13 protein-coding genes are annotated in these 12,969 nt (G+C 75.0%); 7 read left to right on the top strand and 6 right to left on the bottom strand.

The annotated features are described in order from the left end of the window. Positions 1-9: 9 nt before the first annotated feature. Entirely contained in the window at positions 10-663 is a 654-nt protein-coding gene (locus ACH01S_RS03350) for an NAD(P)-dependent oxidoreductase (protein ID WP_067885145.1), read from the bottom strand. An 89-nt stretch (positions 664-752) separates the two neighbouring features. Here ACH01S_RS03350 and ACH01S_RS03345 point away from each other — a divergent pair, with 89 nt between their 5' ends. Continuing rightward, entirely contained in the window at positions 753-1,328 is a 576-nt protein-coding gene (locus ACH01S_RS03345; RefSeq protein WP_083980245.1) for a TetR/AcrR family transcriptional regulator, read from the top strand. Here the strand turns inward: ACH01S_RS03345 and ACH01S_RS03340 are convergent. Next, positions 1,325-2,743, bottom strand: coding sequence for an acyl-CoA synthetase (locus ACH01S_RS03340; protein ID WP_148344436.1), 1,419 nt, complete (start codon positions 2,741-2,743; stop codon positions 1,325-1,327). The two genes, ACH01S_RS03345 and ACH01S_RS03340, sit on opposite strands and share 4 nt — an antisense overlap. After that, on the bottom strand, positions 2,740-3,927 hold the full coding sequence (locus ACH01S_RS03335) for a CaiB/BaiF CoA transferase family protein (RefSeq protein WP_067885140.1): 1,188 nt from the start codon (positions 3,925-3,927) through the stop codon (positions 2,740-2,742). Before ACH01S_RS03335 ends, ACH01S_RS03340 begins: the two co-directional genes overlap by 4 nt. Positions 3,928-3,962: 35 nt before the next feature. Here ACH01S_RS03335 and ACH01S_RS03330 point away from each other — a divergent pair, with 35 nt between their 5' ends. Genes ACH01S_RS03330 through ACH01S_RS03315 form a run of 4 tightly spaced genes read left to right on the top strand, consistent with a single transcriptional unit; the run spans position 3,963 to position 6,839 of the window. Then, the gene (locus ACH01S_RS03330) at positions 3,963-4,598 is read left to right on the top strand and encodes a uridine kinase family protein (RefSeq protein ID WP_067885138.1); all 636 of its coding nucleotides are present in this window, start codon (positions 3,963-3,965) and stop codon (positions 4,596-4,598) included. Positions 4,599-4,656: 58 nt separating this feature from the next. After that, a complete protein-coding gene (locus tag ACH01S_RS03325) occupies positions 4,657-5,379 on the top strand; it encodes a helix-turn-helix domain-containing protein (RefSeq protein ID WP_067885136.1) in 723 nt (240 codons plus the stop codon). Positions 5,380-5,437: 58 nt separating this feature from the next. After that, positions 5,438-6,274, top strand: coding sequence for an alpha/beta fold hydrolase (locus ACH01S_RS03320; protein WP_067885134.1), 837 nt, complete (start codon positions 5,438-5,440; stop codon positions 6,272-6,274). Position 6,275: 1 nt separating this feature from the next. Beyond that, positions 6,276-6,839, top strand: coding sequence for a dihydrofolate reductase family protein (locus ACH01S_RS03315; RefSeq protein ID WP_067885132.1), 564 nt, complete (start codon positions 6,276-6,278; stop codon positions 6,837-6,839). Here the strand turns inward: ACH01S_RS03315 and ACH01S_RS03310 are convergent. Together ACH01S_RS03310 and ACH01S_RS03305 are read right to left on the bottom strand one after the other, a co-directional pair. Continuing rightward, positions 6,814-8,664, bottom strand: a complete 1,851-nt coding sequence (locus ACH01S_RS03310) for a hydantoinase B/oxoprolinase family protein (protein ID WP_067885131.1) — start codon at positions 8,662-8,664, stop codon at positions 6,814-6,816. The genes ACH01S_RS03315 and ACH01S_RS03310 overlap by 26 nt on opposite strands. After that, complete coding sequence (locus tag ACH01S_RS03305; protein WP_067885129.1) at positions 8,661-10,694, bottom strand: hydantoinase/oxoprolinase family protein; 2,034 nt, start codon at positions 10,692-10,694, stop codon at positions 8,661-8,663. The genes ACH01S_RS03310 and ACH01S_RS03305 overlap by 4 nt, the downstream gene beginning before the upstream one ends. A 134-nt stretch (positions 10,695-10,828) precedes the next feature. Here ACH01S_RS03305 and ACH01S_RS03300 point away from each other — a divergent pair, with 134 nt between their 5' ends. Continuing rightward, the gene (locus ACH01S_RS03300; protein ID WP_067885127.1) at positions 10,829-11,203 is read left to right on the top strand and encodes an FKBP-type peptidyl-prolyl cis-trans isomerase; all 375 of its coding nucleotides are present in this window, start codon (positions 10,829-10,831) and stop codon (positions 11,201-11,203) included. Here the strand turns inward: ACH01S_RS03300 and ACH01S_RS03295 are convergent. Then, positions 11,169-11,855, bottom strand: coding sequence for an SRPBCC family protein (locus tag ACH01S_RS03295; RefSeq protein ID WP_067885125.1), 687 nt, complete (start codon positions 11,853-11,855; stop codon positions 11,169-11,171). The genes ACH01S_RS03300 and ACH01S_RS03295 overlap by 35 nt on opposite strands. 218 nt (positions 11,856-12,073) lie before the next feature. Between ACH01S_RS03295 and ACH01S_RS03290 the strand changes: the two genes are divergently transcribed. Continuing rightward, a complete protein-coding gene (locus ACH01S_RS03290) occupies positions 12,074-12,916 on the top strand; it encodes a polysaccharide deacetylase family protein (protein ID WP_067885123.1) in 843 nt (280 codons plus the stop codon). Positions 12,917-12,969 lie beyond the last annotated feature (53 nt).

Here is a 12,969-nt window from a genome sequence, read left to right as displayed (position 1 = left end):
CCGGGCGGCTCAGCCCGCGACGCTGACGACGTGCCCGGCGGAGTCCGGGTCGGCGGCGAGGTCGATCAGCGCGACGGCGAGGTCGGCCCGCGCGATGGACAGGCCGCCGCGGACGTTGCGGTCGACGGCGCTGCGGTAGCGGCCCTTCCCCGCCCCGTCGGTGAGCCGCGGCGGGCGGACGATCGTCCAGGCCAGCCCGGAGGCGCGGACGGCGTCCTCGGCGGCGCGCATGTCGGCGAACGCGTGCCTGAGGATCCGCTGCAGGACGAGCGGCTTCGCGACGTACCGGGTGAGCGGGTCGTCGCCCGGCCCGGCGTGCAGCCCGGCGGCGCTCGTCAGCAGGAACCGCTCCGCGCCGGTGGCGCGCATGGCGGCGAGGATGGCGCGGGTGCTGTCCGCGCACACGGTGGTCGGGCGGCGGCCCTCGCGGGAGCCGATCGCGGTGATGACGGCGTCGCGGCCCTTGACCGCCCCCTCGATCGCGGCCGGGTCCATGACGTCGGCCTGGACGGCGGCGGGGCCGCGGCTCGCGCCGTCCCACAGGTCGGCGGGCAGCGCGGCCGTGTCGCGGACGACGGCGGTCACCTCGTGCCCGGCGGCCAGCGCCCGCCGGACGGCGTGCACGCCGGTCCGCCCGCTCGCGCCGAAGATCGTCAACTTCATCGGTGCCTTCCCTTCCGGAAGGGGGTGAGTGAATACTTACTAACCTCTAGGGTGGTAAGCGTTCACTCACCTGTCAAGGGGGCGGTCCATTGAGCGCGCGGGAGCGGATCCTCGACGCGGCGGCCGACATCATGCGGCGGCACGGCGTCGCCCGCGCCACCACCAAGGAGATCGCGAAGGCCGCGGGCTACTCCGAAGCCCTGCTCTACAAGCACTTCCGCGACAAGGAGGAGCTGATGCTGCGCGTCCTGCGCGAGCGGATGCCCGCGTTCGTGTCCAAGGGCGTCCCGGGCGAGGGCACCGTGGAGGCGAACCTCGTGGCGGTCGTGCTCGGCGGCGTGTACTTCTACCAGCAGAGCTTCCCGATGATGGCGTCGATGGCGGCGCAGCCCCGGCTGATGGCGGCGTCGCGGGAGGCGCTGCGCAGGTACGACGCGGGCCCGCACGAGCCGGTCGCCGCGCTGGTCCGCTACCTGGACGCCGAGCGCGGCCTCGGGCGCGTCGCCGCCGCCGCGGACACGCGGGCGGTGGCGGCCCTGCTCATGGGCGCGTGCTTCCAGCAGGGGTTCCTGCGCTACTACTCGGTGGGCGCCGACGGCCCGCCCCCGCCGGAGTCGGACGCCCGCGACCTGGTCCGCCCGGTGCTGGCGGAGCTCCTCCCCTAGGGCGTGATCTCGGTCAGGCGGGTCTTCACGACCTTGCCCATCGCGTTGCGCGGCAGCGCCTCGACCAGGTGGACCACGCGCGGGCGCTTGTGGACCGACAGCCGTCCGGCGACGAAGTCGGTCAGCTCGCCCGCCGCGACGCCGTCCGCCACCACGTACGCGGTGACCTGCTCGCCGAGGTCGTCGTGCGGGGTGCCGACGACGGCCGCCTCCCGCACGCCCGGATGCGCCAGCAGCGCGTTCTCGATCTCGCCCGCGCCGATGCGGTAGCCGCCGCTCTTGATCAGGTCGGTGGACGCGCGGCCGACGATGCGGTGCCAGCCGTCCGGGCCGACGGCGGCGATGTCGCCGGTGCGGAACCAGCCGTCGGCGGTGAACGACTCCTCGGTCGCCTCCGGCCGGTTCAGGTACCCCTTGAACAGCAGCGGCGCGCGGACGTGCAGCTCGCCGGGCGTCTCGCCGTCGTGCGGGACCGGGGAGCCGTCCTCGGCGGCGAGCCGGGTCTCCACGCCGGGCAGCGGCGTGCCGACGTATCCGGGACGCCGGTCGCCGTCAGCGCGCGCGCTGACCGTGATGAGGGTCTCGGTCATCCCGTAGCGCTCGACCGGGCGGTGCCCGGTCAGCTCCGCGAGCCGCTCGAACACGGGGACCGGGAGCGGCGCGCTGCCCGAGACGAGCAGCCGGGCGCCGCGCAGGGCGCGCGCGGCGGACGGGTCCGCCGCCGTCCGCGACCAGACCGTCGGGACGCCGAAGAACAGGCTGCCGCCGTCGCGCTCGGCCGCCGCCGCGTACAGCTCGGGCCGCGGCCGCCCGGTGTGGACGAGCCGCGACCCGACGCGCAGCGCCCCGAGCACGCCGAGGACGAGCCCGTGCACGTGGAACAGCGGCAGCCCGTGGACGAGGACGTCGTCGGGCGTCCACGCCCAGGCGCCCGCGAGCCCGTCCAGCCCGGCGGCGATCGCGCTCCGCGAGATCAGCACGCCCTTCGGGGCGCCGGTCGTCCCGCTCGTGTAGAGGATCAGCGCGGTCGCGTCGGCGGGGACGCCGGCCGCCGCCGCGCCGCCGCCGCGCGGCAGCCCGTCGACCGGGACCAGCGGCGGTTCGCCCTCGGCCCGCTCGGCGCCGGAGGCGGCGAGCAGCAGGCTCGCGCCGGAGTCGCCGAGGATGTGGGCGCGCTCGGCGGGCCCGGAGTCCGGCGGGACGGGCACGACGGGCACGCCCGCGAGCACCCCGCCGACGACCGCGACGACCGTCTCCAGCGACGCCGCGGCGTGCACGGCGACGGCGTCCGCGCCGCGGATCTCGGCGGCGACGGCCGCCGCCCGGTCGAACAGCTCGTCGCGCGGCAGCTCGCGGCCGGCGACGCGCACCGGGCCGCCGGCCGCGCCCCCGGGGGTGCCGAGCAGGTCCATCATTCGCCCCTCTCCCGTTCGTGCGGGTCTTGTCCGTCCAGCTCCCGTTCGCGCAGCCAGGCCAGGACGGCGTCGGTGTGCTCGCCGAGCAGCGGCGGCGCGGTGTGCCGGCGCGGCGGCGCGCCGTCGAACCGCAGCGGCGGTCCCGGCAGCTCGATGCTGCCGAGTTGCGGATGGTCGACCTCGACGACGAGGCCCTGCGAGCGCGTCTGCGGCGACTCGTACACCTCGTCGATCGTCCGGATCGCCCCGGCCGGGACGCCCGCCTCGGCGAACCGCGCGAGCCAGGCGTCGCGGTCGCCGCCGGCGAGGGCGCGCTCGATGTCGGCGGTCAGCTCGGCGCGCCTGGCCGTCCGGTCCGGGACGGTCGCGTAGCGCGGGTCGCCGGGGTCGAGGCCGACGAGCGGCGCGAATTTGCGCCACAGCCCTTGGTTGGCGACCCCGATCTGGAGTTGGCCGTCCGCGCAGCGGAACGTCCCGTACGGGGCGAGCGACGGGTGGTCGTTGCCCGCCGACTCGGGGACCTCGCGCGCGACCGTCCAGCGCGTCCCCTGGAACATGTGGGCGCCGACGACCGACGCCAGCAGCGAGGTGCGCACGACCGCGCCGCGCCCGGTCCGGGTCCGCTCGTAGAGCGCGGCGAGGACCCCGGCGACGCCGTTGCCCGCCGCGAGCACGTCGGCGATCGACAGCCCGACCTTGCTCGGCGTGCCGGGCGGCCCGGTCACGCTCATGACGCCCGCCTCGCCCTGCATGATCGCGTCGTAGCCGGGGCGCCCGCCGTCCGGGCCGTCGTGCCCGAACCCGGTGATGGACAGCACGACGAGCCGCGGGTTGAGCCCGTGCAGCCGCTCCACCGGGAAGCCGAGCCGGTCGAGGACGCCCGGCCGGAAGTTCTCCACCAGCACGTCCGCGTGCCGGACGAGCCGGGCGAGCACGTCGCGCCCGCCGTCGGACTTCAGGTCGAGGGCGATCGACTCCTTGTTCCGGTTGACCGACAGGTAGTAGGTGCTGACCCGCGCGTCGCCCGCGAACGGCGGGCCCCAGCCGCGCGTCTCGTCGCCGCCGTCCGGGTGCTCGACCTTGATCACCCGGGCGCCGAGGTCGGCGAGCGTCATCGTGGCCTGCGGTCCCGCGACGACGCGGCTGAGGTCGACGACCACGACGCCGTCGAGCGGTCCGGGCAAGGGCGTCCTCCTTCGGGGGTGCGGCACCTGGAAGTATGCCGTCCGTGCCGGACGCCGCGCCGAAGCGCCCCGCGACGACCTTCCCCGCGCTCGCCGCGCGGCTGCTCGCGCTGCCGCCGTCCTGCGGCCCGTCCCGCCTGGTCGCGGTGGACGGCCCGAGCGGCGCGGGCAAGTCGACGTTCGCCGACCGGCTCGCCGGGGTCCTGGTCGGCGCGCCGGTGGTGCGGTCGGACGACTTCCGCGTCCCGTGGGACGCCGACCCGCTGACCTGGTGGGAGCCGCTGCGGCGCGCCGTCCTGGACCCGGTCCGGGCGGGCCGGCCCGGCGCGCTGCGCCGCTACGACTGGCGCCGCGACGCCTACGGCCCGGCGGAGGAGGTCCCGGCCGCGCCGGTCCTGCTCGTCGAGGGCGTCGGGGCCGCGTGGGCGGGGTCGCCCGCCGCGTTCCGGATCTGGATCGACGCGCCGCTCGGCCTGCGCCGGGCCCGCGCCGCCGACCGCGACGGCCCGGAGTACGCGGACGCCTGGGACCGCTGGTCCGCCCGCGAGACCGCGTTCTTCGCCGCGGACGGCACCCGCGCCCGCGCGGACCTCCACGTGGACGGCGCGCGCCTCGGCCCGGACCGCTTCCGCACGACGCCCCTGCGGGACACCCCCGGCTCGAGCCCCTGAGGGGCGTCCGGCCTGCTGGATAGCATCGGGAGACCGGGCACCGGGGGGAGGTACCGAAATGCCGATCGAGAGCGAGCACCGCGCGTCCGACTCGCCGTACGTCGCGCGGGTCTGGCGCGGCCGCGCCACCGGCACCGGCAGCCTGACCTCGGTCGCGACGTCGAACTGGGAGTTCGTCTTCTGGACCGCCGACGGCGCCGCGCACGCCGCCGTCCGGGGGCCGGAGACGACCGCGTCGACCGCCCCGCTCGGCGGCGAGTCCGAGTCGTTCGGGATCACGTTCGCGCACGGCGCGTCGATGCCGCACCTGCCCCTCGCGCGGCTGGTCGACGGCATGGTGGAGAGCCCGCACGCCGACGCGCGCCGCTTCGCGATGCTCGGCGAGGAGTGGGAGGTCCCGACCTTCGACACGGCCGAGGACTTCGTCGGACGCCTCGTGCGCGCGGGCGCGCTGACCCGCGACCCGCTCGTGGACGAGGTCGTGTGGGGAGGCGTCGCCAGGGTCGGGTCCCGGTCGGTGCAGCGGCGCGTCGTCACCGCGACCGGCCTGACCCAGGGCGCGATCCGGCAGATCGACCGGGCGCGGCACGCCGCCGTGCTGCTGGCGGAGGGCGTCCCGGCCCTGGACGTGGTGCACCGGCTCGGCTACTACGACCAGCCGCACATGGCGAGGTCGCTGAAGCGGTTCATCGGGCGGACGGCGACGTCCCTCCAGCGCGGCGCGAACGCCGAAGAGCCGATGTCGCTTCTGTACAAGCTCCAGGACGACGAGCGTTTCTAGGGTGGGGCACGCCGCGCCGACCACGCGGCGAAACCCCACATCAGAAAGGGACGACCCGATGTCCGAGGGCACTGCCACCTCCACCGAGGGCACCGTCGCCTCCGCCGACGGCACGACCATCGCCTACACGGCGTGGGGCGACGGCGACCCAATCGTCATCGTCGACGGCGCGACCGCCCACCGCGCCACGACCCCGGAGAACGCGCGGACCGCCGAGCTGCTGGCGGGCGACTTCCGCGTGATCAACTACGACCGGCGGGGGCGCGGCGGGAGCGGCGACACCGCGCCCTACGCCGTCGAGCGCGAGTTCGAGGACCTCGCCGCGATCATCGAGGGCGCGGGCGGCGGCCGCCCCGCGACGGTGTTCGGCTGGTCGTCCGGCGGGTTCCTCGCGCTCAACGCGGCGCAGGCCGGGGTCCCGGTCGGGCGGCTCGCGCTGTTCGAGCCGCCCGCCGTCGTGGACGACGCCCGCCCGCCGCTCCCGGCCGACTACGTCGAGCGGCTCGACGCGGCCGTGGCCGAGGGACGTCCCGGCGACGCGGTGGCGCTGTTCATGACCGCCGCCGCGATGATGCCCGAGGAGGCCGTCCAGGGGATGCGCGGCTCCGACTTCTGGCCCGCGCTGGAGGCGGTCGCCCCGACGATCGCCTACGACGGGCGCAACGTCGGGGACGCCATGTCCGGCAGGCCGCTGCGCGCCGACCGCTGGGACAAGGTCGGCGTGCCCGTCCTCGTGCTCCACGGCGAGGACACCTGGCCCGCCCTCGCCGCCGGGGCGAAGGCGGTGGCCGACCACCTGCCGACCGCGACGCTGAAGGCGATCCCGGGCGAGAACCACGGCACCACCGCGTCGGCCCTCGCGCCCGTGCTGGCCGCCTTCGCGAAGGGGGCCTGACATGGGGCGCGTCGTCGTGACCGAGTTCATCTCGCTGGACGGCGTCGTCCAGTCCCCCGGCGGCGAGGACTTCAAGTACCCGAACTGGAGCTTCGACTTCGACCGGGGCCCGGAGGGCGAGCAGTTCAAGACCGACGAGGCGCTCGGGTCGGCCGCGCTGCTGCTGGGCCGCGTCACCTACGAGGGGTTCGCCGCCGCGTGGCCGCAGTACGAGGGCGAACTCGCCGACAAGTACAACGGGATGCCGAAGTACGTCGTCTCCCGCACGCTCAAGGACCCCGAGTGGAACAACACGTCGGTGCTCTCCGGCGACCTGGCCGAGGAGGTCGCCCGCCTCAAGCGGGACGTGGACGGCGAGATCTCCGTGGCGGGCAGCATCCGGCTCGTCCAAGGGCTGCTCGCGCTCGACCTGGTCGACGAGATCCACCTCATGTGGTTCCCCGTGATCCTCGGCCACGGCCGCACGCTCTGGACGGAGACGCCCGACAGGAGCGCGTGGACGCTCACCGAGTCGACGCGGTACGGCAGGGACGCCCTCGTCACGATCCATCGGCGGGCGCGATGACATCGACGGGCGCGATGACGTCGACGTCGGCCGACGCGGCCCCGCCGGACAGCCTCGGGTAGCCGGGGCCCCGGTCGAAGAAGGGGGCGGGGCCGCGCTCGGCCCGCAGCCGGGCGCGGAGGGCCGCCGTCGCGTCGCCGTCCACGCGCCCGTCGGGCGCCAGGACGACGCCGTAGTCGTCGCGGGCGCCCGCGGCCGACACCTTCCCGTCGCGGACGTCGTCCGCCACCCGCGCCGGGTCGCGGTTCAGGGGGTCGCCCCAGCCGCCTCCCCCGGTCGTCCGGATCCGGATCACCTGACCGGCGCGGACGGGCTGGTCGTCGACCAGGCCGTCCATCTCCTCGCCGTCGATGTCGACGCGGAACGGCCGCCCGGCCCGGCCGCCGTTGACGCCCCAGCACGACAGGATCGACCGGTCGGCGATCGACATGTAGTGCGCGTCGCGGAGCATCCGGATGTGCTTGTCGTAGCCGAGCCCGCCCCGGAACTCCCCCGGCCCGCCCGAGTCGACGGCGAGGCCGAGGCGCTCCACGACGAACGGCCAGCGCGCCTCGGCGAACTCGGCGGGGATGTTGCGGGAGTCGGGGACGACGTGGATCGTGTCCTCGCCGTCGGCGTAGTAGCGCCCGCCGGAGCCGCCGCCGAGCACCTCGCGCATCAGGTAGGGGCCGCGGTCGTCCTCGCCGTAGACGCCGGTGTAGCGGATCGTCTCCTGGTCGGCGGGCATCCGCCCGCCGGTGGCCTTGGCGAGGACGCCCGCGAGGACGCCGAGCAGCCGCAGGATCACGAACGTCCGCGCGTTCGTCGGCGCCGGGAAGACCGGCGTGAGCAGCGTGCCCTTCGCCGGGAACCGCATCTCGATGAGCGGCACGACGCCCTCGTTCACGTCCAGCTCGGCGGCCCGCTCGGGCGTGTCGGCGAGGTTGCGCAGGACGGGCGCCAGCCACTTCTTCAGGAACACCCCGTCCGCGTAGTCGCCCGCGTGGTTGATAGGGCCCTTGGCCTGCGGGGACGTGCCGCTGAAGTCGATGACGAGCGGGACGTCCGCCGCCTTGTCGACGGTCAGCGTGATCCGCTGCGCGTGCAGGCGGGGCGGGTCGACGCCGTCGTGCTCGGCGTAGTCCTCCCAGACGAACACGCCGTCCGGGATCTTGGCGAGCAGCTCGCGGCGGAACGTCGCGGTCGTCCGGTCGATGATCGCGTCGAAGCACGCCTCCACGTCGGCGCGGCCGTAGCGGGCGAACAGCTCGCCGAGGCGGCGGGCGCCCATCAGGCAGGCGGAGCACTCGGCGTCCAGGTCCCCGGCGAGCGAGTCGGGCATCCGCGAGTTGCGCGTCATGATCGTCAGCGCGGCGCGGTTCGGCACGCCCGCGTCCCACAGCTTGATCGGCGGGACCATCAGGCCCTCCTCGAACGCGCTGCGGGCGTGGCTCGGCATCGACCCCGGGACGGCGCCGCCGATGTCGTCGTGGTGCCCGAACGCCTGCACGAACGCGACGACCTCCCCGCCGTGGAACACCGGGACGGTGACGCACAGGTCGGGCAGGTGCCCGATGCCGCCCTCCGACAGGTACACGTCGTTGTGGAAGAACACGTCGCCGGGGCGCATCTCCTCCAGCGGGAAGTCGCGGGCGATCGGCTGGACGAGCGCGGAGTAGGACCGTCCGGTCAGCTTGCGGAGCCGCCGGTCGTGGATCCCGGCGCGGAAGTCGTGCGCGTCCCGGATCATCGGGGACCGGGCCGTCCGCGCGATGGCCGTCTCGACCTCGCGCTCCACGGACGCCAGCGTCCCCTCGACGATCTCCAGCAGGATCGGGTCGATCACCGCGTCACCACCAGGTTGCCGTGGCCGTCGAGTTCGGCGGTGAAGCCGGGGTGGAGCGGCAGCGTCGAGCCGAACTCCTCGATGACGGCCGGGCCGGTCACGGCGTCGCCGGGGGCGAGCTTCTCGCGGCGGTAGACGGGCGTGTCCGTCCAGTCGTCGAAGTAGACGCGGCGCGCCCCGGTCAGCGCGCGGGACGGGTCGCCGTCGCCCGGCGGGCGCTCGGCGAGGCGCGGCCGGTCGATCGGGCCGATCCCGGAGACGCGCAGGTTGACCCACTCGACGGGATGGCGCGGGTCGTCGCGGTGGCAGTAGCCGTAGAGGGCCTCGTGCGCGTCGTGGAACCGGCGGACGACCTCGGCGCGGAACGCCCCGTCCGGCGGGCCCGCCGGGGCCGCGACCCGCACCTCGAACGCCTGGCCGTAGTAGCGCAGGTCGGCGGAGCGGGCGAAGCGCCGCCGGTCCGGCGGGAAGCCCTCGCGGGCGAGCGCCTCGGCCGCCTCCGCCTCCAGCTCCGCGTAGATCGCGGCGGGCAGGGCCGGGTCCAGTTCGGCGTCGCGGACGACGCGCGTCCGCACGTAGTCGTTCTTCACGTCCACGGTGAGCAGCCCGAACGCCGACAGGTTCCCGGGGTTCTCCGGGACGAGCGCGACCGGCAGCCCGAGCACGTCGAGCAGGCGGCACGCCAGCAGCGGCCCGGACCCGCCGAACGCGACGAGCGGGTAGTCGCGGACGTCCAGGCCCCGCTTCACCGTGATCCGCCGGATCGCGTTGGCCTGGTTCCACGCGGAGATCTCCAGGATCCCGGCGGCGGCGCGCTCGACGGTGAAGCCGAGGTCGTCGGCGAGGGCGGCGAGCCCGGCGCGGGCGGCGGCGACGTCGAGCGGGACCTCGCCGCCGAGCAGGTGCGGCGGGACGCGGCCGAGGACGGCGTGCGCGTCGGTCACCGTCGCCTCCGTGCCGCCGCGCCCGTAGCAGAGCGGGCCGGGGTCGGCGCCCGCGCTGCGCGGGCCGACCTTCAGCGCGCCGTCCGGCGACCGCCACGCGACCGACCCGCCGCCCGCCCCGACCGTCACGATGTCGATCATCGGGATCTTGACGGGGTGGCGGCCGATCGACCCCTCGGTGGTGAGGGTCGGCTCGCCGTCCAGGACGACCGCGACGTCGGTGGACGTCCCGCCGCCGTCCAGCGTCACGACCGAGCCGCGCCCGCCGCGCGCGGCGACGTGGGCGGCGCCGAGCGCGCCCGCCGCCGGGCCGGACAGCACCGTCGTGATCGGCTGCCGCGCGACCTCCTCCGCCGACAGCACGCCCCCGTTGCTCTTCATCACGAGCGGCCGCGCCGCCGCGCGCTCCGCGATCCGCGCGAGGTAGCCGGTCATCGCGGGCTTGACGGCGGCGTCCACCAGCGTCGTCACCGACCGCTCGTACTCGCGGTACTCGCGCAGCACCTCGCACGACAGCGACACGGCGGCGTCCGGGTGCTCGCGGGCGAGGACGTCCCGCATCGCCAGCTCGTGCGACGGGTCGGCGTAGGAGTGCAGGAAGCAGACCCCGATCGCGCGGATCCCCGCGTCCCGGAAGAAGCGCGCCGCCGCGACCGCCGAGTCCTCGTCGAACGGGCGCAGCTCGGCGCCGGTGTGGTCGAGCCGCCCGCCGACCTCCCGCACCCGGTGCGCCGGGACGATCCGCGGCGGCTTCACCCAGAAGTAGCTGTTGCCGTACCCGTCCGGGACGCTCTGCCGCGCGATCTCCAGCATCGCCCCGAACCCCTCCGTCGTGACGAACCCGAGGTCGTCGACGCGGTCCTCAAGCAGCCGGTTCGTCGCGACCGTCGTGCCGTGGCAGAGGGCCGCGACGTCGCCCGGCCCGGCGCCGAGAAGGGCCAGGATCTTCGTCACACCGGCCGCGAACCCGGCGGCCGGGTCGGCGGGCGTCGACGGGGTCTTCGTGGTGACGAGCGCGCCGTCGGCGTCCAGCGCCACGACGTCGGTGAACGTCCCGCCCGTGTCGATCCCGATCCGCAGCCTCATGGACACGGGTCTACCGGACGCCGCCCACCTGCGGAACCGTCGCAACCTGCCAACGCGCCCGGCGTACTTTCGTGCGCGGCCGCTGGGGCTAGGCTGAGCACTTCCCAATCCGACCCGAACGCTGGAGCCCGTCCATGGCGCTGGAACGCCCCGAGATCGACTTCCCCGAGGGACAGCCCCCCTCGTACCTCGACATCACCGACATCACCGAGGGCGACGGGCCCGAGGCCACCAAGGGCGCGAACGTCTCGATGCACTACGTCGGCGTGTCCTGGTCGACCGGCGAGGAGTTCGACGCGTCCTGGAACCGCGGCTCGACGTTCGACTTCCCGCTCGGCGGCGGCCGCGTCATCAAGGGCTGGGACATGGGCATCGTCGGCATGAAGGTCGGCGGGCGGCGCAAGCTCGTCATCCCGCCGCACCTCGCCTACGGCGACCGCAGCCCGAGCCCGGCGATCAAGCCCGGCGAGACGCTCATCTTCGTCGTCGACCTCGTCGCGGTGAACTGAGCCTCGGTGAACTGAGCGCGCGGCGGCCGAGCAGGTAGCCGAGCGCCACGCCCGCGAGCGCGACGGCGCCGCCCGTCCCGAACGCGACCGCCATCGGCCACGCCGGAGCGACCCGCTCCGGCGTGGCCGCGGCGCGTCCGGGATACACCGGGGCGGCCGCCGCCCCCGCTGAGACGGCGGGGACGGCGGCGGGTTCGGCGGCGGGTTCGGGCGGCGCGGCGATGTCGCGTTCGACGGCGGCGAAGAACTCGCCCGCCGTCCGCTTCGCGACGGTGCCGAGCATCCGCTGGCCGACGCCGCCGACCATGCCGCCGACGACCGCGTCGGCGTCGTAGTCGATCCGGGTCGCGGCGTCGCCGTCCCCGGTGAGCCGGACGCGGACCGTCGCGTCCACCGTCCCCGGCGCGCCCTGCCCCCACGCCCGCAGCACGAACGAGCGCGGCGGGTCGGGGTCGGCGAGCTCGACGCGGCCCGCGTAGGTCCCGCGGATCGAGGCGACGCCCGCCGAGACGGTCATGCGGTAGGCGCCGGGGCCGGTCTCCTCCAGGGACCGGCAGCCGGGGATCGTCCGCGCCAGGACGGCCGGGTCCTGGAGCGCGTCCCAGACTCGGGCGAGCGGCGCGGCGACGGTGGCACTGCCGGTGAGCTGCATGTCCCGACTGTAGGGAACGGCACGGCGGGGCCGAACGGCAACATCTGCCGAGTACACGCCGAGGATTGGGCAGATGCGCTCGCTTCCGCGCGGGAAATGGTCAGATATGTCGGGCGAGTCGCGCCGTCCCGCGAACCCTCCCCGCGAACGGCGCGTCAACCGATGCGGAACCTGAACGACCGGAACGAAACCCCTCGACCGAACGGAGCACGCGGCCGATGCCCGGGAAAGCGCCCCTGATCACCATCCTCGCCGCCGCGCTCGTCGGCGTGGTCGCGGGCGGCTGGCCCATCGTCACCGCGCAGGCGGGGAGCTCGGGGCCGTCGACGCGGGCGCGGCTCGCGTCCGTCCTCGGCGACCAGCAGTGGGCGACGCCGAAGCCCGGCACGTGGACGATGCCGAAGCCGTCCAGCGACGGCCTCCCGCCGGTCATCGACCACATCGAGACGCAGGAGCGCGTCGTCTTCCTCACCATCGACGACGGCTACGAGTACGACTCGCAGTTCGTGAACCTGGTGCGCACGCAGAAGGTCCCGATCATGACCTTCCTGACCTCGACGTATATCAAGGGGCAGGGGCAGTACTTCTGGGCGATGCGCAACGCCGGGTCGCCCATGGAGAACCACACCGTCAGCCACCCGAACATGCCGACGCTCAGCCCGGAGGCGCAGAAGAAGCAGATCTGCGACGCCTCCGACGAGATCGCGAAGCAGTACGGGCGGCGTCCCGAGGTGTTCCGGCCGCCGTTCGGCGCCTTCAACCCGACGACCCGGCAGGTCGCCAAGGAGTGCGGCATCAAGTCGATCCTGATCTGGTCGGCGGAGTTCTACAACGGGACGTCCGGCCCGGGGGTCGGGTTCAACGGCTTCGCGCGCGGCGACGGCGGCAAGGGGTTCAAGCCCGGCGACATCATCCTCATGCACTACCGCAAGGGCCTCGCGCAGGAGCTGGAGATGATCCTCGGCTGGATCAGGCAGGCCGGGTTCCGTCCGGCCGCCGTGCAGAACTACCTGCCGAAGTCGCTCGGCGGGAACGCCCCCGAGACGCCCGCGCACGGGTGAACCGGCGGGGCGGGCGACCGAAAGCCGACCTTCCCGGAGGAATCCCGGTTAGC

The organism is Actinomadura chibensis NBRC 106107, from assembly GCF_001552135.1.
GTDB lineage: Bacteria > Actinomycetota > Actinomycetes > Streptosporangiales > Streptosporangiaceae > Spirillospora > Spirillospora chibensis.
Note: the sequence above shows the minus strand (reverse complement) of the source record. Positions and strands in the feature narration are given on the sequence as shown.

What these genes read in the sequence shown, in the direction of transcription:
- ACH01S_RS03350 (WP_067885145.1), bottom strand. Translation starts at nt 663, where the DNA reads ATGAAGTTGACGATCTTCGGCGCGAGCGGGCGGACCGGCGTGCACGCC.
- ACH01S_RS03340 (WP_148344436.1), bottom strand. Translation starts at nt 2,743, where the DNA reads ATGATGGACCTGCTCGGCACCCCCGGGGGCGCGGCCGGCGGCCCGGTG.
- ACH01S_RS03330 (WP_067885138.1), top strand. Translation starts at nt 3,963, where the DNA reads ATGCCGTCCGTGCCGGACGCCGCGCCGAAGCGCCCCGCGACGACCTTC.
- ACH01S_RS03325 (WP_067885136.1), top strand. Translation starts at nt 4,657, where the DNA reads ATGCCGATCGAGAGCGAGCACCGCGCGTCCGACTCGCCGTACGTCGCG.
- ACH01S_RS03320 (WP_067885134.1), top strand. Translation starts at nt 5,438, where the DNA reads ATGTCCGAGGGCACTGCCACCTCCACCGAGGGCACCGTCGCCTCCGCC.
- ACH01S_RS03315 (WP_067885132.1), top strand. Translation starts at nt 6,276, where the DNA reads ATGGGGCGCGTCGTCGTGACCGAGTTCATCTCGCTGGACGGCGTCGTC.
- ACH01S_RS03305 (WP_067885129.1), bottom strand. Translation starts at nt 10,694, where the DNA reads ATGAGGCTGCGGATCGGGATCGACACGGGCGGGACGTTCACCGACGTC.
- ACH01S_RS03300 (WP_067885127.1), top strand. Translation starts at nt 10,829, where the DNA reads ATGGCGCTGGAACGCCCCGAGATCGACTTCCCCGAGGGACAGCCCCCC.
- ACH01S_RS03295 (WP_067885125.1), bottom strand. Translation starts at nt 11,855, where the DNA reads ATGCAGCTCACCGGCAGTGCCACCGTCGCCGCGCCGCTCGCCCGAGTC.
- ACH01S_RS03290 (WP_067885123.1), top strand. Translation starts at nt 12,074, where the DNA reads ATGCCCGGGAAAGCGCCCCTGATCACCATCCTCGCCGCCGCGCTCGTC.